We start from the raw sequence: 20,867 nt of genomic DNA on the forward strand, positions 1-20,867 counted from the left end.
TTATCGAATACGAACGATCGGTCGGGAGGCGACAAGGTTGTTGAATGTAGCAAAAAGACGGTGGGTCGGCTTGCTGCTGCTAGGCGCGCTGGCCGCGGTCCAAACCGGCTGCACGTACGCCAATGCGGCGCCCCAGGAGAAGCCGACTTTGCTCAAGCCGGTCAAACGGGAGGAAGACGTGTACGAAGTCAAGAGCGGTACGATCGCCAAGCAAATTCGCGGCACGGGCGTATTCGTTCCTTCCTCCACCAAGTTTTACCAGTATACCGTCGGAGGTCAGCTCCACGCGATGTACGTCAAGGCGGGCGACAAGGTGAACAAGGGCGATGTGCTGCTGCAGCTCGATCCGCGCGATTTGAACATGAAAATTTCCCAGCAGAAGCTCGTGCTGGCTAAGGCCGAGGATGCTCTCGCGGAGTCGAAGCGCGCCGGCGATCCGGAGAAGCTCCGGCTCTCCGGCCTGAACCGCGAGGTAGAGCAGCTGAAGCTGGAAGGCTTGGAAGCGAGTCTGGAGAAGACGAAGCTGGTCGCCGACCGGAGCGGCGTCGTTACGTTTCTGGACTTCATCAAGCCTGGAGATACGATCGCCGCATATAAAGATGTTGTCGGACTATCCGATCCGCAAAATCTGCTGTTTCTGTATACGGTTTCAATCGGCGCAGACTTGACGACGGTCGAACGGGACGTGGAGGCCGAAGTTTCCTTCAATGGAACGACGTACAAAGGCAAAGTGATCCAAACGCCGCGAACCGCGCCGTTCACCGACAACCAGCAGCAGAACGACCGGAATACGAGATCGCTGCTCATCTCGCTCGATACCGTCCCTCCCGATGCGGCGTTGGGCGCACAAGGCGACTTGACGATCGTGACCGATCTCAAGGAAAACGTGCTGATCATTCCCCGCGTAGGACTGCGCTCCTATCAGGGCCGCAGCTTCGTCCATCTGAAGGATGGAGCGAGCCGCAAGGAAGTCGACGTGGAGAAAGGGCTGGAAACGGCTACCGAAGTCGAAATCCGCAAAGGGCTGAAAGCCGGGCAGCAAATTATATTGAACAACTGAATGGTTCGAATAGAACTGGACGAAGTTCCCTACTTTAGGAGAACTTCGTCTTTTTTTGTCGAAAAGATCATACCAAATTCATAGAATTTCCAGTAAAATAATTCCTTGAAAGGGTTTACTCGATTGCGAGGCACGCAATCGGGAACCGATATGCCTATTTTACCGAATTGACCAAGAAGGGGGATATGGAATGATTGGGAAGAAGCAAGCTGCGACCCGGAAATTTCGCCTGAACTGGGGGTGGCACCGGTCTATCGGGTTCAAGCTTTTTGCCGCATTTCTCGCCAGCATCGTTCTGACGTGCGCCACGGCGGGAGTGATTGCGTATCGAATTTCTTCCGATGCGCTGAAGGAAAAAGTAGGCGACAACATGCAGCAGGTCGTCCAGGATGCCGCGAGCAATACGGACCGCTGGTACAAGGTGATGGAGGGCACGTACAACCAGTTGGCCGTCTATGCGGACAAAAATCAATTTACGACGAAGGACAGGCGGAATTATGAGCCGATGCAAGAGCCGGAAGCGAGCGAATACAAGCGGCTGATGGCGCAAATCAAAGCGTTCGACGACGAAATCGCCTTGAAGACCGAGCAAGCGGGCAAGACGACGGAGTCCAAGGACCGGATTAAAATTACCGAGGATATCGCCCGGGCTTCCCAAGGGAAATCGGCCATCCTTCCCAGGTTCAACGAACTGAACTTGCCGAAAAATACGCTCGACGGCTCGATCAACAACTACATATCCGCCTATTCGTTGACAAATGCCGACATGATCTACTCCATCGGACTCGTCCGGTTCAACGGGGAAAATCAGCTGACGAGCATTAACGGAAAGGCGAAAACCGCCAACCTGTACAGCTTGCCGTGGGCGGAAGAGGCGGTCAAAGGAAAAGGGAGAAACGTCTATCTTCCGCCGCAGCGCGGTTCCTTTATGATGAACGACACCGAGACGCCCATATTCGCCATCGCCAAGTCGTTCTGGAGCCCGGAGGACCAGAAATGGGCCGATGTGCTGATCGTGGAGTTCAAGCTGAAATTTTTCGAGGATTTGCTGAGACCGATCAACTTCGGCGGTATGGGAGACATTCACCTGCTCGGAAGCGCCGGCGACAGCCTGTTCTCGAACCGCGAAGGCGCCGCATTCGGCGGAACTGCGCTTGTCAAGCCGGTCGAGCAGACCTCTATCGTCACGGATGACGACAAGTCGAACTATCTCGTCTCCTCGAAGACGCTTTCCAATATCGATTGGACGCTCGTCGGCGCGATTCCGGAGGACAAGCTGCTGGAAGACGCGAAGACGATCCGCAACGGGCTCGCCGTGCTCATTCTCGGAGGAGTCGTTCTTGCGCTGCTGCTCGGCTTGTGGGGATATCGGACGATCGGGCGGCCGCTGATGCTGGCGGTCAGCAAGATGCGACAGGCGGAGAACGGCGATCTGAACGTACGGCTGGAGATGAAGCGCCACGACGAAATCGGATCGGTAGGCGGAAGCTTCGACAGCATGATGGAACGCATCGGCAGCATCGTATCCCAGACCGGGCAGACGGCGGACCGGCTCATGCAGGCGACGGACAAGATCAACGGTCTCGTTCAACGATCCCGGGCCGCCTCCGGGGAAATCGCCGTCGCGATGAACGAGGTTTCCTCCGGGGCCGACAGCCTGTCGCGGGATGCCGAGAAGAGCACCCTGCTTACCGGGGAGATGACCAACCGGCTGGAGGGCGTGTTGGAGCTTAACCGCTCGATGAAGGATATCGCGGTGCAGGTGGAGGATTCGGGCCGAAGCGGGGCGACCGCCATCGAGGAGCTGACGAAGCATAATCAGGAGGCGGAAGGAGTCGTATCGTCGCTTAGCCAACGGATGGAGCGTCTTCAAGCGGGCACGGAATCGATTTCCGTCGTTCTCGATATCGTAGGGAACATCTCCAAGCAAATCAACATTCTATCGTTGAACGCTTCCATCGTAGCCGCTTCCGCGGGAGAAGCGGGCAAAGGCTTTATGGTCGTAGCCGGTGAAATTCGCAGCCTGGCGAACCAATCCAAAGATTCGATCGCTTCCGTGGAAGCGGTTATCGAAAACATCCAGAAGGAAATGACCGAGACAAGCCGACTTGTCGCCGATTCGCTCCCCATTTTCCAACGGCAAAGCGACATATCGCGGTCGTCCCAAGACATTTTCCGGCATGTGGAATCTTCGATGGGACCCTTTATGGAGAGCGTCCAGCAAGTATGGAACTCGCTGCAATTTTCCATGGAAGCCCAGTCCGAGCTGTCCGGCATGATGATGCAAGTAAGCGCTGTTTCGGAGGAATCGACGGCGACGACGGAAAACGTGGCCGGCCTCGTCCGCGATCAGCATGAATCCGGCGGGGAGCTGGTACGGACGGGAGAAGAGCTGGAGCAGCTGGCGAAGGAATTGAGACAATCGCTCAAAGTGTTTCAACGCGAATAGGGAAGCGGTTCGCACACTCGGTTAGGCATATGCATAGGATAGGAGCGTAAGCAATGAAACGGAGGGAATGTTTCATGATGAACGAACCTATTCAACAGCAGCTGCAGCCGTTGTACCAGGCGGACCCCGCTATGGTGCAGTCGGTGAAAAGCGCGCGGGATCGCGTTCACGACGTGGCCCGCCATTGCCTCAACCGTCCGGTTCGGGTCCATACGATGGCCGGGCATGTGCACGAAGGCGTCATCGTCCACGTGGACGATGATCATCTGTACATCAGGGTCACCGTTCACGACCAGACCCGGGGCTTCTTCAATCCGCTTGCTTCGGCGTATGCGTACAATGACGTCATTTTGCCGCTGGTGCTCTACAATTTGCTGGCCATTACGCTGCTGTATACGTAGCAGGGTAATAGGAGGAGGCGTTCCGTGATGGCGGGACGCCTTATTGCTTGCTCGGATATTGGACAAGTTCGAATAATTCATATTAACATTATAGGAAAAGTGTGGTATTATACCGACTATATCGATTTATTGAAAAATATTATAAACAACAAGAGGTGTTTGAAATGGCTGTTGAAACTTTTAAAGCAACCGCGCATTTGCAAGAAGGGGTCGTCGTGAAAGTGCGCTCCAGAAACTTCGAGCTGACGATCGACGAACCGAAAAGCTTGGGCGGGACGGATACCGGCATGAATCCGGTCGAAGCGGTTCTCGGCGCCCTGGGCGCTTGCCAATCGATCGTGGCCAGAGTGTACGCGAGAAAATTTAACGTTCGTCTCGACGATTTCTGGGTGGAGCTGGAAGGCGACCTCGATTTGGACGGCTTCTTTAACAAATCGGATGTCCGCAAAGGATATTCCGATATCCGGTATACGTTTCATATTAAAACCGATGCCCCTCGGGAGCAAGTGGAAGCGTTCATCGAATTTTTGGAGCGGACATGCCCGGTGGGAGATACGATTGCCAATCCTGTCAATCTCAAATTGAACGGTATCGTAATCGAGAACTGATTGTATAGATTAATTCATAGAAACCGCGGGAGCGCGTTCTCCGGCGGTTTTTTCTACATAATAAGAATTTATAACTTTTGGGTGGAGAGGGACTTCAAGAATATTTCGGTCCGATAGAGCCGTCATTCCGGTAAGTAGTGAGCCGCCCCTCCGGAAAAAATGAGCTACATCTCCGGTATAGTTTGAATGGACTAATCAACAGCCAATCGAGTACTTTATTCCATGGAGGCTACGGTGCTCGATTCGCTTTACATGAACATCATTCCGATCATTTTGATGTAAATATATACCGGGTTTCTTGTGAGGTTGTTACCGCATCGACAATCTTGCTCATTTGTTTCCTCCTCAAAGTCTAATTAGACACCATTTACTGTCGTATACAACTATAGGACGCCATTTACTGTCTTGCCAACAGTTGGTTTTCATCCTCACATGAATCCATTGATTTTCTGTGGAAAGAAGGTGGGTCTATTGACTAGACACTATTTACTGTCCTATAATCAAAGCACTAATCTTTTTAATTTCATGCGAGGGAGTCGGTGATGATGAGCGCAATTGCACAGACACGTGATGTCTATTATGCCGTGGCCGATCCGACCCGGCGCGAAATCATTCGACTGCTGGCGGATGCAGATGAATTGCCGCTCCATCGGTTGACTCCGCATTTTGCGATGGGTCGCACCGCTGTTTCCGGGCATTTGATGATTTTGAAGGAAGCCGGCCTCGTGACCGAGCGTAAAGTCGGCCGTGAGACGCGAAACCGTCTCAATCCCGCACCGCTGAAGGAACTCCAGGACTGGTTGTCGTACTACGAGAAATTTTGGAAACAAAATATGGTTCGTCTGGATCAACTTCTTAGAGAGGAACAGGAATGAAGCAAGATCCGTCGCTCGATTTTCAGTTCAAAAGCTCGATCAAGCAGATGTGAGACGCCTTGGCCAACTCCGATAAGCTGGCAAAATGGGTCATGGACAACGATTTCAATCGATTGTCGGCCACCGTTTTCGGTTCCGAAGGGAACCGGTCGAAGAGAGGGACGGCATCGTCGATTGCGAAGTGCTGGAAGTGGACGAGCCGCACCGATTGTCTTAGAATCTTAATTGACTCGAATCAACACCATTCGAATGGCTTAGTTTGGATTAAATGTGGATTCCGGTTAACAGAAAATAAATGGATACGAGGAGAATGGAAATGTCCTATATCGTTGATTTCAAAAATGTGTCTACGATCGGTCTAGAGTCTTCACCCGTTGCAGAAGCGCTTGCAGGTTTACGTGCTAATGAAGCGCGTTACTTCATGAATAAATACAAACATGAATTTACGGTAGCGCCAGCCAGTGAGAGCCAGGAGACCCTGGATTACGTGAACCGAATTTTGAATGATGAACGTGGTCTTGAGTTTTCGGCTAAACCTTTACAAACGTCGCGTTTGCAAGTGGAAAATATCAATTGGGCCTTCGTCTTTTATGAGGATGGACTAGCGATCAATGTCTTGTATACGATTGATGACCCTAAGAAAAGGGCCGTTGGGTTCAAGCTTTCCGAGGGGATGGAGGTGCCCAAGGAGTTAGCAGAAAAGAAGTTTAAGTTTGCCAGACAAAAGTCTAAACTCGCTGGAACTATTCGGGGTTCGTTTTTTGTCATTAAAGGAGAATATTAAAGTATACAAAAGTGCAAGCATGGCAGTGATCGTTCCATCGCTTCGGTTTTTGGGCTGCAACACCGCGCTGCACCGCCTTGAGCTAACGGAGACGATAGCTCAAGATTATAGCCAAAGAGCCGCTCAAGATGACGGTGGCTCTCTCTATCGGATAGGCGGCTCAAAAATATCGGAAACATGGCTCCCACTCACCGGAACGATGACCCAATATACGCCGGAATATTCACTTCATCCTTTTTTCGTTTTCTGATAAGCTGTGGACATGGAGCCTAATGTTCTGAAACGGATATTCTTCGATGAGAATAAGCACTGGGAACGATTTGTCGAAAAGCGCGGAAGCAAGATTCGTTCCAACGTGCTGAATGAGGTCGAGAACCGATTGTATAGATTAATCCATAGAAACCGCCGGAGCTCGTTCTCCGGCGGTTTTTTCTCCTCTATATGCTCCTCGCGGCTTTCCCGGATCAGTCGTTGCTTTGTTCGGCCGGCGTCGCGGGTATCGCCTGGACCGATGCTTGCGCAATCGTTTGATCGTCGTTTTTAATTAAAACAATTTTCTGCTTGTACAGCGTCAGCTGATGGGCCAGCGCTTGTTTGATCGCATTGCCGTCCTTGGACTCTACCGCTTTGCTCAGATCCGACCACCCCTGCATGAAGTCGTTGATCGGCTGCCCCTCCGCATTAGGCGAGACGGCGATGGTGAAGGAGACGTTCTCGTTCGTACCGACCGCGGTCAGTACGGCCCCCGGCACGGCTTCCAGCTTGACCGGCGCCGCAATGTCTGCCTCCGTCAGCACTGCCGATTCCGCCTTCTCGACGGCATTCACGGAGATCGACTCTCCCCCGCTAAATGTCGTAACGGTGCCGAACACGACCGGCTCCGCCCCAGGCTGGATTTGAATCGGCGCAACTTGGTCGACCTGCACGGTTTTTACGAGTGTGGCGATGTTGCCGGCAGTTACTTTCACCCGCGATGCGATCGCTTCTTCATACTCCGCCAGCGTTTGCTTCCAATCGTCAACCGTTTCAGGTGCGTATGTCTCGGCCAGCTTCAGCGGGTCCATGACGGAAGCGGCCGATATGGTGAGGAACGGCACGGCTTTGATCGGATTTGTCGGAAGCTCGGGCGTCGCGTCGGCAAAAGCGGAAGGACTCGCGATGGCGGATAGCAGCAGAGTGGAAAGGGCGATTTTTCGGATCAGCAGATAACGTTTCATTGTACAGCACTCCTTTTGGGTTCGGTTTGATTTGTTTTACAATTCCCAGTGTATAGGCGATCTGTGGCAATCCATGTAATGGAATGTGGAAAAACGATGGCACGGCCCCTCTTTCCCGGCCGCTCTGTTACAATAGAGGGGAACTTGAATGCGGAGGTCCGATAATGACGAACGACTATTGCATTGCCGTCGTGGACGACGATCAGCATATACGCGAGCTTGTACAGGCTTATTTGCATAAAGAAAACTTTCGCACGGTCGGGCTTGCGACCGCGGAGGAAGCGTGGGAGCTATGGAAAACGACGCCGCCGGACATGTGGGTGCTCGACATTATGCTTCCCGGGATGGACGGCTACGAATTTTGCAAGCGGATCCGCTACGAGGCGGAGGTTCCGATCATTATGATTTCGGCAAGAGATAACGAGGTGGACAAAATATTGGGCATCGAGCTCGGCAGCGACGATTATTTGGTCAAGCCGTTCAGCCCGCGCGAGCTGGTCGCCCGGATCAAGCGGCAGCTTCACCGGTGGTACAGACTGAAAGTGTTGGACGAGAGCAGGCCGGATGCGTCGCCCGTCCTGCAGGTCGTGAACGGGCAACTGCAGCTGTTGCTCGAGGAGCGGCGCGTATTCTGGTGCGGGGAAGAGGTGGATATGACGTCCAAGGAATTCGCGCTGCTGAAAGCTTTCGCCGAGCGTCCGAACCGGGCTTTCACGCGAGACGAGCTGCTTACGCTCGTATGGGGAGACGACTATTTCGGCAGCGATCGCGCCGTCGACCATTTGTTGAAGCGGCTGCGCAAAAAAATCGAGCATTTGCCGGTGGAAGCCGTATGGGGGCACGGATACAGACTGCGCACGGAAGAGGGAGGGGAGTCTTCGGATGAAGCTGTTCGTTCAAATTAATGTGGCGTTCGGCGTGCTGCTCGTGCTCGTGCTGTCGGTTACCGCCGTTATTTTTCACTATGTGCTGCTGGACCATTTCATTCAAGTCCAAAAGAAGGATATGCAGCAGATGAGTACGAGCATCTCGATGCAAATTCAGGCGTTACCGGCGGTTACTATGGCGCAGCAGGGAACTATCTTTACACCGGAGGAAGCCGCAGCCGCGGCTACGGCTGCGGCGCCGCTCGCCGTCCCTACGCTCACTGTTTCCCCCGTAGCGGTAGCGGGCGTGGAAGCCGTCGTTACCGACAGCCAGGCCAATGTGATCTTCAGTACGCTTTCGGCCGCATCGGTCCAGTCGGTTCCCATCAGGCTCGAGCAAACGAAAGCGGCTGTCGCCTCCAATGTCACGATCGTGCAGGAAGGCAAGAACGACAGCTTTCTTGTCGCAAGCAATGAAATCAACGACGGTACGCTGACTCTCTTTATGCCTATGAGCAAAATCAAGGCGATCGAGCAAACGCTGCTCGGCCGGCTGCTGATCGTACTGTGCATCGGCGGCGTGCTCGTTTTCCTGCTGAGCCTGATCATTACGAGAAGGCTGATCAAGCCGTTGATGAAATTGCGGGGAGAACTGCGCAAGGTGGAGAACCGGCGGTTTTCCGAGGTGAAGCTGGTCAAGGCCGGCGGGGAGATCGGCGACGTCGCGCATACCGTATACGAGATGGCCGAGGAGCTGGAGAAATACAACCGCATCCAGAAGCAGTTTATCCAGAACGCCTCGCACGAGCTGAAGACGCCGTTAATGTCGATCGCCGGATATGCGGAAGGGATACGCGACGGGGTGTTCGAAGGTGAAGGGGTGCACAAAGGGCTGGACATCATTATTAGCGAGAGCGGGCGGCTGAAAAATATCGTTACCGAAATGACGCTGCTGGCGAAGCTGGACGGGGAGGAAGATATTTTCCGGCTTGCGCCTGTCAGCATAGCCGAGATCGTCACCGAGACCGTCGAACGCATCAATCCGCTGCTCGTCAAGAACGGGTTGACGGTCCATACGAGCTATGACGACGACTGCGATCGCGAATTGGTCGTGCAGGCGGACCGGGACAAGCTGCTGCAGGCATTGCTGAATGTAGTATCGAATGCGGCGCGTTATGCGCGCAAGCAAATCCGCATCCGCGCCGGCATCGACAAAAACCAGATCGAAATTTCCATCGCCGATGACGGGGAAGGTATTCCCGACAATTTGCTGCCTCATCTGTTTCACCGTTTCGTGAAAGGGAAGGACGGGGAGACCGGACTCGGGCTGGCGATTTCCCGGGCGATCGTGGAACGGTGCGGGGGCAACATATCGGCACGCAACCGATCCGCGGGCGGGGCCGACGTCATGATGCGGTTTCCGACGGCTTCCTAGATCGCCGTGCGCGACTGCGACCGAAACCGGCTGATCGGTTGTTTGAGCCGAGGGAGCCGTACGGATCGGCGTAAATAACGAAGGGAACGGTTTGCAGCACCGTTCCCTTCGTCCGCTTAGCGCGGGTTATTTTTTTAAATCCGCCTGAATGTCTTTGCCCATTTGCTCATCGGCTTCTCGCAATGCCGTATTGATATCCTTGCTCTCGAACATGACGGAGTTGAACGCTTTGTTCATATTGGCGAGGAATGGAGTCGTCAAGTTGCCGAACCGGATCGGCGTCGGGTTTTTCAGCTTCGTGAAGGCGGTCACGTTTTTCCCTTGGGTACCCGTAATGTCGGCGCCCGTCTGGCTCTGGATACTCGCATCCTTCAGCACGGTAAGCCGCATGCCCCGGGTCATGGCGGTTTGCACCTCATCCGACAAGAGGACGGAAAGCGCCTGGATCGCCGCGTCCTTGTTCGGGCTTTGCTTCGTAATCGTCCACCAGTGGGCGTTCATTTCCGCACCCATTCCCGGTACCTTGGCGTTCTGCGGGAACGTGACGACGTCGAATTCCAGATCTTTGTCGGCGAGCAGCTCTTGGAAGACGGCGGTTTGGATCGTTCTCATCCCGATCCGCTTCTCCTGCGTCCACGCTTTGTTCCAATCCGTACTGCTTGGCGGCGAGCCGACGGAGCGGTGAAAATCGCTCCAAAATTGCAGCAAATCTTTCCAGCCTTGAGCTTGGAACATCGGCTGGTTCGTCGCGAAATCGGCGAAAGGAACGCTGACCTGCTTGTAAGCATCGGTGTATGTGCGGGCCAAGCTCAAGCCGTAATACTGAATGCCTTGATCGCTCCTCGTCAGCTTCTTGGCGATCTCCGCCGTCTCATTCCAGGTCATGCCGTCCTTCGGGAACGGAACGCCGAACCGGTTGAAGACGCTCTTGTTGTATGCCATCACCCAAGTCGACTGATAGACGGGAAGACCCGGCAAATAAGCGAGACCGAATTGGGGCTTGGGCGCTTCCAGCAGCTCCGGTTGAATTCGGGCCAAATCGATCTTATGCTTTTTGATCAACTCGGTGGCGTCGTATACAAGCTGCAAATCGAGAAGAGGCCCCATATTTCCTTGCTGGACGGCATAGATGTCGGGAGTTTGATTGGCGGCGACCAAATCTTGGATCGTCTGTCCTTTGGCCGTCGTGTCGATCCGTTTCAACGTAATATGCGGGTACTTTTTGCGGATAGGCTCGTCGACATATTTGGTGAATTCAGCATCGGTCCATACAACGGCCGGCCCGGCGATGGTCAATGTGACCGGTTGCGGTGGCGCCGCTGCCGCCGGCGCTTCGGCCGACTGGGACGGAGCTTCTTTGCCGCCGCAGGCGGACAGGGCGACCGCTGCCAGAGCGACGACAGACAGCATCGTCCATTTGGATTTGATGCCAATCGTGGGGCGGTTTCGTTTCCGCATATTTCGTGTCCTAGTAGCCATCGGTATTCCTCCCGGTTAGTTGTGGCATTTTGCGGCATGAAGCCGGTCAAACAGAATGCTTTATTGTAATTATAATCATTTAAAGTAAAATATTTACATTATTTGGGCGAAACGGTTCCGGCAAAGCCTCTTCAGCAGGCTCAGTCAGCGGAAGCATCGTTTCCAAAGATGGGATTACTTCTGAATGGCAGCCGCCTCGTCTTGCAAGGTGAACGCCGGCGTATTGCCGGACAAAGATTGTTGCAGCCTGTCGCACAGCTGCTCCTCTTGAATGAGATCGGACCAGTACGCCTTGAGATGCTTGATCAGCTGACCGAATGCGACTACCGACAAATTCAGGTCGCTATGCTTGCGCAGCGAAAACAATATATCCCGGAACATGCCGTACCGGCTCGGACTATTGATTCCCGGCATTTCATAAGGGGCTTCGGCCACCCGCTTGCACGCGGGAATGCTGGTCGTCGTCTTGCGTATGAACTCCTGACCGTGCACCGAGGCGAAATAGTCGGCCAAAACGGTCGCCGCTTCCTTCTTCAAGGATTGCTTATGGATGGCGATACCGCATATGACGGACAGCGTTCGAGGTTCTCCGATAAAGGGAAGCGCAGAAACGTCATAATGAATGCCGGTGTGCGCCAACTCGTTCATGCTCATATAGTTGTTCATAATCATCGATACTTTTCCTTCGGCGAACAAGTTTTGCACGTCATCGCTGTTCTCGGATAAATAAAGGGGGAAGATGTCCCGATTATGGATGATCCGTTTGCACAGCTTGATGCTCTCCAGCAGACGGGTGTCCCGGATCGACTTCAGATTGCCTTCCTCCCATTCGAACTTCTCTCCGCTTTGCAGTAAAAACACGGGCCAGCGGTTTTCCGAAGGAAGGTGGAAGCACAGCCCGAATCGATCGCCTCCGCCGGACAAGGCGGTCGCCGCCCGAATCAAATGCTCCCATGTCCAGCTTCCGTCCGGCTCGGGAACGTTCCGTTCGCGAAAATGATCCTTGTTGTAGCAAAGCACGATAGGCGAAAAAATGATAGGCTGGGCGTATAAAAGCCCTTTGAACGTAAAGGCCTCGGTCAGGAAAGGGTAAGGCGATCCGGTTTCCCGAAGCGGCTCCAGCTTATCGCTCTGCTTCGTCTCGACCAATTCCTGAAATTGAAGCTGGTTCAACACCATGACGTCGGCGGGGTTGCTCTTCTCGCATTCGTTGATTGCGCTCCCGAAGATCGTATCGACGCGGATCCAAGGATGCAGGGCGTGGAATTCGTCGAGAAGCTTCCGCAGATTGATGTCCCGAAGCATGGAAGGCGGGCACATCAAAGTCAAAGTAACACGGGTACGCCTCGTAACAACGCGATTGCCCACGCTTGGAATTTTCTCTATAAGACCTTCTTTGACCAAGGTGACCAATCCGATTCTAAGCGACTTGTTGCTGATCTGAAATCTTTCCGCCAAGACGGATTCGGAAGGCAGGAAGCTGCCGACACGGTAGCGTCCGTCGAGAATTTCGTCACGCAGCGTTTGTACGACTTCCTCCAGACGTTCATGGAATTGCCGCTGCGTCGGTCTGCCCTTCATAGTCCATCGTCCTCCTGCATCCAGACTGGCGTGCCGGCCGCCGAAATGTCCAAGTAAGCGTTCTCACACACCTCCAACCGCTCTCCATGCGAGCTGATTCGTGGCTCCCCTTCACGCGCTCCGATGTATAAACCAATGCACAAATAAAAGCGGCTTGCGTATGTTTCCGGTAAACGGGCTGTATGTAACCGCTTAATAACAACAATAGGGAAATCGCAATATAGTGTCAATATGGATTATGTACATCGGAGCAGATGCGGGCTTGGTCATGCCTAGTAAGGCCGGAATCGTGCAGGGAGGGGAAGGGGAGGAAGCAAGTGGTGCCGTGCCGCTGCTTGGCGGAGGCGGGAAAAACAAAGACGGACTCCGTTGCGCATTCGCGCACGGAAGTCCGTCTTGTTGCCGGCTTGCAAACGAAGCTTCGCGCTTATTCCACGATATCCCCGATGAACGCTTCGCGTACCCGGTTCCAGAACGGAAACGGGCGATACCGCACGAAAGAAACTTTGCGGTCCGCCACCATACAGCGGATCGAGATCAAATCCGACAGCTGCATGTTCAGGTGATCGAGCGTAAGCAATATTTTTTGCCCCTTTTTCGGGTAAATGTCGCAGTGGTGGTGCTTCGGCAGCACGATCGAGGAGCCCAGCGAGCGGTATACCCGGTTGTTGAGCGAAGCCATCTCGGCAATTTGCACCGCATCGAGCGACGGATGCAAAATCGCGCCGTTCAGACTCCGGTTGTAGCCGGTACTGCCGGTCGGCGTGGAGATACAAATGCCGTCGCCGCGGAACATTTCGAACCGTTCGTCATTGATGCGAAGCTCTGCGACAAGCGTCCCCTCTACACCCTTAAGCGTACACTCGTTAAGCGCCAAATACGTTTCGGTGCCTTGATCGGTTACGATTTGGATTTCGATAATCGGATATTTCACGACGCGAATCGGCTCGGCGGAGTCGGCCGCCATATGGCCGATAAGCATGTCCAGTTCTTTGGGCTTCCAATCGGCGTAAAAGCCGAGGTGGCCGGTATGGATGCCGACGAACGAGGTCTGATCGAGCCGGTCGGCATATAGATGAAACGCGTGCAGCATCGTGCCGTCGCCGCCGATCGATACGACGATGTCGGGACATTCCGGATCAAGCGTCAGCCCGCATTGCGCAGCCAGCTCGTGAAAGCGATCCTTTAGCCGGACGGACGTATCGTCGCCCCGGTTCACTACGTTGTACTTCACACGGTATCCCCCTCGAAGCAGGCGTTGGACAGACATTTTCTCTATTCACCATCATAATCAATATTCGGGCGCAAAACAATGGCGGAATAGGCGTTTCGCGCCTGTGGCGTTACAGATGTCTGCGCCGCATCAAAGGGCGGAGGCACGAATAGACCGCATACAAAGCGCAGATGAGCGCGATCGATCCGATAAACAGCAAGCCGGAGAACGAGTAAAGTATCGGCAGTGCGGAGTGCAGGCCGTTCTCCGCCGAGATGGCCGGTACGGCATTCGAGAATGCCGAAGCCGCGGGGGAAAGGGGCTCCCATAGGACGAACACGGCGGCGGCGGCCATAATGCCGTGCACAAGCCGCGCGATGCCGAGCGGAGCGTACCGGATGTCGGTACGGTTGAGCAGGCTTACGATTTGGGCGTGGACGGACAGCCCGCTCCACGACAAGATGAAGGCGGCGATAGCCACCTTGCTTACAAGCGTCAGGTCGGCCCCCGCCCCGGCAGCCGATTTGGCTCCGAGCGTCACCTCGAACAGCCCGTTCACGACGGCCTGCGACAGTGCGGGCGGAACGCCCACTCCGTGCAATACGGCATTAATGGCCGCGTACAAGCCGTTCATGACATGGGACAGCGTCAGCACCTCCAGCACGACGCAAAAAAATACGACAAGGCCGCCGACGACCATTATGAGCTTCAACGAGGTTTGGAGAGAGTCGCGAAGCATCTCGCCGAACGTCCGGCTGTCGCGCAGCCTAGCCTGATGCATGGCCTGCATCGCCCGCCACAGCAGGGAGCGTCCTGACGTTTTCGGAGCGGCTTCCAATCGAGGCCGACTCCCGTGAAACCTCATCATCAGCCCGATCACTACGCTGGTCCCGTAATGGGCCGCCGCCAAGACGACCGCCAATCCGACGTCGTGAAAAAAACCTACGGATACGGCGCCGATCAGAAAAATCGGGTCGGACGTCGTCGTAAAGGCGACCAGCCGTTCCCCTTCGTCCCGGCTTACGAGCCGCTGCTCCCATAATTGGGCGGTCAGCCGGGCGCCGACCGGATAGCCCGAGGCGAAGCCCATCGCCATGACGAATCCGCCGATGCCGGGCACTCGGAACAAAGGGCGCATCATCGGATCGAGCATCGTACCGAAAAAATGAACGATGCCGAAGCCGAGCATCAATTCCGCGATTACGAAAAACGGGACGAGAGCGGGAAACAAAATGTCCCACCAAATGGATAAGCCGCGCAGCGCCGCGGTTAGCGACGGAGCGGGAAAGGCGATCATCAAGGCGGCGACGGCGATCAGCCCCGCGGCCGTCAGTGCCGTTTTCCAAGCGCGGGCAGCGAGCATACAAACACCCCGATCATGCTAGTATTCTTACATAGTATGTTCGGGCGTCCGCGGACATGCAGGTTCGTCCGGCATTGAAACCGGATACATTTTTCTTTTGAAAAGGCTGATATTTTTCGCCGAATATGGTAAACTGAAAAAAAGTGAAGACGGAGTGATGCTAAATGATGAGTGTAGTCACAGGGCTAATTGTATGCGCCTTCGTTTTTGTCATCCGGGAAACGCTCATGGGTTCCTCCGAGGAAGATATCGAAAATTGACGAATCCGGTCTTTTTTCCGGTTAACAAGCATACGTATGGTGCCTCCTTGAAAAAAGTTGGCACCATTTTGTTGTTGTGGTGTATAATGTGGGTGACATAACTAGGACAGGTGACGGATATGGATGGGCAGAAAAATGGTTCTAATTCCCTATATGAAGCTATAGGCGGTGCGGATACGGTCTCCAGGCTTGTTCAAGCCTTTTATCCGAAAGTGCAGGCCGATCCGAGCATCGGTCCGCTTTTTCCGGAGGACATCGATCCGGTCATGGAGAAGCAGACGTTGTTCCTTACCCAATTTTTCGGGGGTCCCCCGCTCTATTCGGATCGGTACGGTCATCCGATGATGCGCGCAAGGCATTTGCCTTTTCCGATTACTCCGGAACGGGCCGAAGCGTGGCTTTCCTGCATGAAGAGGGCGCTTGCGGAAGTCGGCCTCGATCAGCAGCTGCAGTATGCCGTGCTGGAGCGCTTGAAGGGACCTGCCCATCATTTCGTCAATACGGACGAATAGCCGGCGCATATAGGCCTGTTGCGGAAAGGAAGACATTTTAGTGGCGGAACTGGAACCCCTCTATTTGATCAAAGTAACGTGCATGTGCTGCGAGCAATCGTTTCAAACGTCGCGGGTCAGGACAAGCTTCAAGAAGACGGCCAAGACGGACAGCGATTTTTGCATTCACTACAAAACGGTAAATCCGGACTACTACGTCGTCAGGGTTTGTCCGTTCTGCGGGTTTTCGTTCTCGGAAAACTTTTCCGATCGGCTGACGCCCAAGCACAAGCATTTGTATTTCGACAAGCTGGGCAAAAACTGGAACGGACTCGATTTGACGGGAGAACGGGATTGGAATGAAGCGATGCAGACTTACAAGCTGGCGCTGCTATGCGCGCAGATCAAGGAAGAGAAGGACCGCGTCATCGCGGGGCTCCTTCATCATATAGCCTGGCTGTACCGGTATAAGGAAAATAAGGAGCAGGAAGACCGCTTTCTCCAGTTCGCCATGGATGCTTACGTGAAAGTATTCGAAACCGAAGGGGCGGACGTGAACAATGCCCGGCTCATGTATTTGATCGGCGAGATCCATCGCAGACTGGGCAACTACCAGAAGGCGGTGCTCTGGTTCGGACGGGTGATCAACGACAAGAAAATTATGGATTCGGCGATGATCCGCGCATGCCGCGAGCAGTGGGTGCAGACCCGGGAGGATATGCTGGCGGCGAGAATGGAGCTGCCCGACGAAATGAAGGAAGGCGGTTCCTGAAGCCGATTCGGTTCAGGAAGCCGTCCGGCGGGATCTTCCGAATACAGGCTGCAGGCGAGTGACGAAGCACGGGGAAATGGCGGGCGCGGATCGGGCTCGCGTACAGGCTGCCCGGATTGCGATCTCGAAGTGAAGGCTCCACATGGTGGGGCTTTTTGCCATTTAGCGCAAACACCCCATCGGTTTTTCCGAAAGGGGCTAGGAGAGAGCGAGCGTATTGTCGGCATGTTCGTAAAACGAGTAACGGTTTTTGCCGCTGCGCTTGGAGTCGTACAACGCTTGGTCGGCTTCCGCCATCAGGCGGTACAGGTCGTCTCCCGGCAAAAGGGCGATCGTGATGCCGATCGAGACGGAGACTGCCTTGCCCGGCTGGATTTCGCGCCCGGCGAAGGGATGGGCGGCAACCGTATTGCACAGCTTGTGCGCCAGAAAAGCAAGCAGGTTCCGGTCGACCGAATCGCACATGACGATGAATTCTTCTCCGCCGTACCGGGCGATGTAGTCCTTCTCGCCGATCGTGGTCCGCAGCAGCCGTCCCGCTTCGCGCAGCAGATGGTCGCCTTGCAAATGGCCGAGCGTATCGTTGAAGTTTTTGAAATTGTCGATATCGATCATAAGGATGCTGATACGGCGCTTCTTTAACGTACTGTCGGCGATGTCCAGAAAGCTGCGGATGTTCGGCAGGCCGGTGAGCCGGTCCTGGTTCGCCTCCAGCTCCAGCTGGCGCTTGCGCAGCCAGCTTTTGTTCTCGTCGTTGTGCATGGCGATGAGCACGAGCAGGCAGAGCGATGTAATCGCAAACATATATACGTTCATCTGCAAGTAGGCGGACCAAGGCGCGGGCATGATGAAATAGCCGGCAGCAGCCTTTACGGAGAACAACAGGAATGCGATGACGAGCCCGTCGGTCACCCGGATCGGCTCGAAGCCCGAGCGATATTCCTTGTGGTGCACCAGCGAGCTGATCAAGGCAGGGAAGAGCAGTCCGTGCAGCAGCTCGTACAGCATATAGGGCTGGTTTAGCCATAACAGCTCGAAGGCGGCCGGGGGAACGGCCGACAACAGAGCGACGGGCAAGCCGAGCCTCAGCCCCGCCATAATGATCGGGATGTACCGAAGATCCTGCGGGATCGAATCGGTCGGAATCGGCAGCAGCATCATCAGAATGGAGGCGAGTCCGGTGAATAAAGGGACGAGCACCATTTCGTTTGCGCCGCCCGTAACGCGGCTCTGCAGCTTCAATGCGATATAGCTTAAAGTAACCAGGGTGCAGGAGGTTGTTACCGGTATGAGGTATTCGTTCATTGCTTATCGCTCCTGAAAGGGCTGCATGCGGTTCCGTCGAAAAGTGTAGTATTCGATATCGACTGCCGGGAATCCTCTTTTTCCGTCAGGACCATCCACGGGCAGCGTGGGTTAGCGACGCCGGATCGGGCGATCGCCAAGCAAGTAGTCGCGGTCCGCATCGACCGCCGTCATTTTCTCCTTGCAGCAAGGAAAGACGATCAACCGCTTGCGTCCTTCGCGAATCGGAGTCAGATCGGTCGTGCGAAGCGGCAGCAGCACGTTTCTTTCGCCGCAATAGGGACATTCGGTCAAATATACGTCTTTCCCGATCGTTTCGTACGGCAGCGTATTTTCGAAAGGAATCATGGCGGTCTTATTCTTTCCGCTCGGCAGATTTGTCCGCATTTCCGGTTGTCTCGGTCTGCGCCAGCTCCGCCAGCTTTTGGATCAAAATATGTTGGGGCATATGCATGAGCCGCTCGATCGGCACGTTCAGCGCTTCGGCGAGCTTGATGGCGGTTTCGGGCGATATTTGCAACGGTCTCATAGATTCGTTCCTCCAGGTTTACGTTATGCGCCTTATGCGGCACTTAACCCATTATACATCAGAACGCCCGCTTCACGAATAACGTCTGTTTCTTTCTTGGCCGAAAATATGGTTTAATGTTGTCATATCCATATACAGGAGGGTGAGAACGCCATGCCACAGCCATTCAGCCTAGTTTGGGATTTGGATGTCTTTTTTCCGGGGGGCAGCTCGTCGGCCGAGTTCGCGTTATTTCTCGAACGGACCGAAACGGAGGTCGAGCGGCTTCGCCAAGCGGTGCAGACGGCAGCCGATCGGGGAGAAGCTCCGGGAGCCGACGCGCTGTCCGGACTGGTCGGACTGATGCAGAGCATTACATTGATGCTGAGGGAAGCCGATTCGTTCGCAGGCTGTCTCGCCGCGGAAAATCAGCACGACAAAAAAGCGGTTCAGCTGAACGGTCAAATCGCTTCGGTCGGCGCCGCGTTCGCTTCGGTCCTGACCCGGTTCGACCAGTTGCTCCGGCAAATTCCGGATTCGGTCTGGTCCGCGCTGCTCGAATCGGAGTCGTTCCGTTCCATCGCCTTCCCGCTCGACGAACGTCGCCAGTTGGCCAAGGAGAAGCTGTCGCCGGAGCAGGAATCGCTGATCGGCGATTTGGCCGTGGACGGCTACCACGGTTGGGGCGAAGCCTACAATACGGCAGTCGGCAAATTCAGCATCGCCTTCGAGGACAATGGCGAAACCGTCCAATTGTCCGCGGGGCAAGCGGCCAACAAGCTGCACAGCCCGAACCGCGATGTGCGTATGCGGCTGTTCGCGGAATGGGAGAAAGCTTGGGGCGATTCGGCCGATTATGCGGCCGATGCGCTGAACCGGCTTGCCGGCTTCCGCATCCAGACCCATAAGCACAGAGGCTGGGATTCGATCCTCAAGGAGCCGCTCGATATAAACCGGATGTCGGAGAAAACGCTGCAGGTCATGTGGGACGTCATCGATCGGAACAAGGCGCCGTTCGTCGCCTACTTGCAGCGCAAAGCGGACATGTTCGGACTCGATGCGCTGTCGTGGCACGACGTAGACGCACCGGTCGGGCAAGCGGTCAAGGAAGTAACGTTCGACGAAGCCGCGGGCATGATCGTGGAGCAGTTCCGCAAGTTTAGCCCGAAGATGGCCGATTTCGCCGAGATGGCGTTCGAGAACCGCTGGATCGAGGCGGAAGACCGTCCGGGCAAACGGCCTGGAGGATTTTGCACGTCTTTTCCGATCAAGGGGCAGACCCGCATATTCATGACCTACGCGAATACCGCTTCCAACGTAGCTACGCTGGCGCATGAGCTTGGTCACGCTTACCACCAGCATGTGATGAACGACATGCCGGCATTGGCGCAGGAGTATGCGATGAACGTCGCCGAGACGGCGTCGACGTTCGCGGAGATGATCGTAGCCGACGCGGCGGTCAAGCAGGCATCGTCCGATGAGGAGCGGCTTACGCTTGTCGAGGATAAAATCCAGCGGTCCGTGGCGTTTTTCATGAACATCCACGCGCGGTTTTTGTTCGAGACGGAATTTTACGAGCGACGCAAAAAGGGACTTGTCGGCGCCGACGAGCTGAACGAGCTGATGACGAACGCCCAGAAGCGTGCATACAAGGATGCCCTCGGGGAATACCATCCTCATTTCTGGGCATCTAAGCTGCATTTCTACATAACCGGCGTCCCGTTTTATAATTTCCCGTACACGTTCGGCTATTTGTTCAGCTCGGGCATTTATGCGGTGGCGCAGCGGGAAGGCTCCGGCTTCGAGGACAAATATATCGCACTGCTGCGCGATACCGGCAGCATGACGGTAGAGGAGCTCGCCCGGAAGCATCTCGGCGTCGATTTGACGAAGCCGGACTTTTGGCAAAGCGCCGTCGATCTGGCTATCGAAGACGTAACGCAGTTTTTGGAGATGACGAAGTGATGGAGTGACGGAGTGATGGAGTGATGGAATGATGGAGTGACGGAATGATGGAATGATGGAATGATGGAGTGATGGAGGCCGGGAAAGCGGATGCCGGGCGACCGATGGACGCACGGCCTGATCGTGGCAAACAAACGGCGCAGCCGGTGCTCAATTTTACCTTATCTTGCGCACAAACGGCTGAACTCCGTGTGAAACGCGGTTCCGGGCAAGAGATAAGGTTGAAATGGGCACT

General features: G+C 54.8%; 19 protein-coding genes. 11 read left to right on the top strand and 8 right to left on the bottom strand.

Annotated elements, in window-relative coordinates; all coding sequences use genetic code 11:
- Positions 1-40: 40 nt before the first annotated feature.
- From FE784_RS19555 to FE784_RS19580, 6 genes are all read left to right on the top strand, one after another.
- Positions 41-1,060, top strand: coding sequence for an efflux RND transporter periplasmic adaptor subunit (locus tag FE784_RS19555; protein WP_139603903.1), 1,020 nt, complete (start codon positions 41-43; stop codon positions 1,058-1,060).
- Between the two features lie 190 nt (positions 1,061-1,250).
- On the top strand, positions 1,251-3,509 hold the full coding sequence (locus tag FE784_RS19560) for a methyl-accepting chemotaxis protein (RefSeq protein WP_139603904.1): 2,259 nt from the start codon (positions 1,251-1,253) through the stop codon (positions 3,507-3,509).
- Between the two features lie 74 nt (positions 3,510-3,583).
- Positions 3,584-3,910: an acetyl-CoA acetyltransferase gene (locus FE784_RS19565; protein ID WP_139603905.1), complete on the top strand. Its 327-nt coding sequence runs from the start codon at positions 3,584-3,586 to the stop codon at positions 3,908-3,910.
- A gap of 164 nt (positions 3,911-4,074) precedes the next feature.
- On the top strand, positions 4,075-4,518 hold the full coding sequence (locus FE784_RS19570; protein WP_139603906.1) for an OsmC family protein: 444 nt from the start codon (positions 4,075-4,077) through the stop codon (positions 4,516-4,518).
- Between the two features lie 545 nt (positions 4,519-5,063).
- A complete protein-coding gene (locus FE784_RS41995; RefSeq protein WP_139603931.1) occupies positions 5,064-5,393 on the top strand; it encodes an ArsR/SmtB family transcription factor in 330 nt (109 codons plus the stop codon).
- A 316-nt stretch (positions 5,394-5,709) separates the two neighbouring features.
- Positions 5,710-6,177 (top strand): phage tail protein, encoded by a 468-nt coding sequence (locus FE784_RS19580; RefSeq protein ID WP_139603907.1) that lies wholly within the window; start codon positions 5,710-5,712, stop codon positions 6,175-6,177.
- Positions 6,178-6,641: 464 nt separating this feature from the next.
- Here FE784_RS19580 and FE784_RS19585 read toward each other — a convergent pair whose 3' ends face one another.
- Entirely contained in the window at positions 6,642-7,394 is a 753-nt protein-coding gene (locus tag FE784_RS19585; protein ID WP_139603908.1) for a hypothetical protein, read from the bottom strand.
- A gap of 164 nt (positions 7,395-7,558) precedes the next feature.
- Between FE784_RS19585 and FE784_RS19590 the strand changes: the two genes are divergently transcribed.
- Together FE784_RS19590 and FE784_RS19595 are read left to right on the top strand one after the other, a co-directional pair.
- The gene (locus FE784_RS19590; RefSeq protein WP_139603909.1) at positions 7,559-8,299 is read left to right on the top strand and encodes a response regulator transcription factor; all 741 of its coding nucleotides are present in this window, start codon (positions 7,559-7,561) and stop codon (positions 8,297-8,299) included.
- On the top strand, positions 8,277-9,695 hold the full coding sequence (locus tag FE784_RS19595; RefSeq protein ID WP_139603910.1) for a sensor histidine kinase: 1,419 nt from the start codon (positions 8,277-8,279) through the stop codon (positions 9,693-9,695). The genes FE784_RS19590 and FE784_RS19595 overlap by 23 nt, the downstream gene beginning before the upstream one ends.
- A gap of 126 nt (positions 9,696-9,821) precedes the next feature.
- Here FE784_RS19595 and FE784_RS19600 read toward each other — a convergent pair whose 3' ends face one another.
- The 4 genes from FE784_RS19600 to ylbJ form a co-directional block, all read right to left on the bottom strand.
- The gene (locus tag FE784_RS19600; protein WP_139603911.1) at positions 9,822-11,174 is read right to left on the bottom strand and encodes an ABC transporter substrate-binding protein; all 1,353 of its coding nucleotides are present in this window, start codon (positions 11,172-11,174) and stop codon (positions 9,822-9,824) included.
- Between the two features lie 174 nt (positions 11,175-11,348).
- A complete protein-coding gene (locus FE784_RS19605) occupies positions 11,349-12,755 on the bottom strand; it encodes an extracellular solute-binding protein (RefSeq protein ID WP_139603912.1) in 1,407 nt (468 codons plus the stop codon).
- 427 nt (positions 12,756-13,182) lie between these two features.
- The gene (locus FE784_RS19610) at positions 13,183-13,989 is read right to left on the bottom strand and encodes an NAD kinase (protein WP_139603913.1); all 807 of its coding nucleotides are present in this window, start codon (positions 13,987-13,989) and stop codon (positions 13,183-13,185) included.
- Between the two features lie 109 nt (positions 13,990-14,098).
- On the bottom strand, positions 14,099-15,331 hold the full coding sequence (gene ylbJ, locus FE784_RS19615; protein ID WP_139603914.1) for a sporulation integral membrane protein YlbJ: 1,233 nt from the start codon (positions 15,329-15,331) through the stop codon (positions 14,099-14,101).
- Between the two features lie 379 nt (positions 15,332-15,710).
- On the opposite strand from ylbJ, the gene FE784_RS19620 reads away from it, so the two are divergent.
- Both FE784_RS19620 and FE784_RS19625 read left to right on the top strand, forming a co-directional pair.
- Positions 15,711-16,103 carry a globin domain-containing protein gene (locus FE784_RS19620; protein ID WP_139603915.1) on the top strand — a complete coding sequence of 131 codons (393 nt, stop codon included), beginning with the start codon at positions 15,711-15,713 and terminating at the stop codon, positions 16,101-16,103.
- A gap of 40 nt (positions 16,104-16,143) precedes the next feature.
- A complete protein-coding gene (locus tag FE784_RS19625) occupies positions 16,144-16,854 on the top strand; it encodes a DUF2225 domain-containing protein (RefSeq protein ID WP_281287130.1) in 711 nt (236 codons plus the stop codon).
- A 198-nt stretch (positions 16,855-17,052) separates the two neighbouring features.
- Here the strand turns inward: FE784_RS19625 and FE784_RS19630 are convergent, their stop codons facing one another.
- The 3 genes from FE784_RS19630 to FE784_RS19640 form a co-directional block, all read right to left on the bottom strand.
- Entirely contained in the window at positions 17,053-18,159 is a 1,107-nt protein-coding gene (locus tag FE784_RS19630) for a GGDEF domain-containing protein (RefSeq protein ID WP_139603916.1), read from the bottom strand.
- A gap of 111 nt (positions 18,160-18,270) precedes the next feature.
- Positions 18,271-18,507 (bottom strand): hypothetical protein, encoded by a 237-nt coding sequence (locus FE784_RS19635; protein ID WP_139603917.1) that lies wholly within the window; start codon positions 18,505-18,507, stop codon positions 18,271-18,273.
- 7 nt (positions 18,508-18,514) lie between these two features.
- Positions 18,515-18,688 carry a YycC family protein gene (locus FE784_RS19640; protein WP_139603918.1) on the bottom strand — a complete coding sequence of 58 codons (174 nt, stop codon included), beginning with the start codon at positions 18,686-18,688 and terminating at the stop codon, positions 18,515-18,517.
- A gap of 153 nt (positions 18,689-18,841) precedes the next feature.
- On the opposite strand from FE784_RS19640, the gene FE784_RS19645 reads away from it, so the two are divergent.
- Positions 18,842-20,632 (top strand): M3 family oligoendopeptidase, encoded by a 1,791-nt coding sequence (locus FE784_RS19645; RefSeq protein ID WP_139603919.1) that lies wholly within the window; start codon positions 18,842-18,844, stop codon positions 20,630-20,632.
- The last annotated feature ends 235 nt before the right edge of the window (positions 20,633-20,867 follow it).

This window comes from Paenibacillus hemerocallicola, assembly GCF_006265175.1.
GTDB lineage: Bacteria > Bacillota > Bacilli > Paenibacillales > NBRC-103111 > Paenibacillus_AB > Paenibacillus_AB hemerocallicola.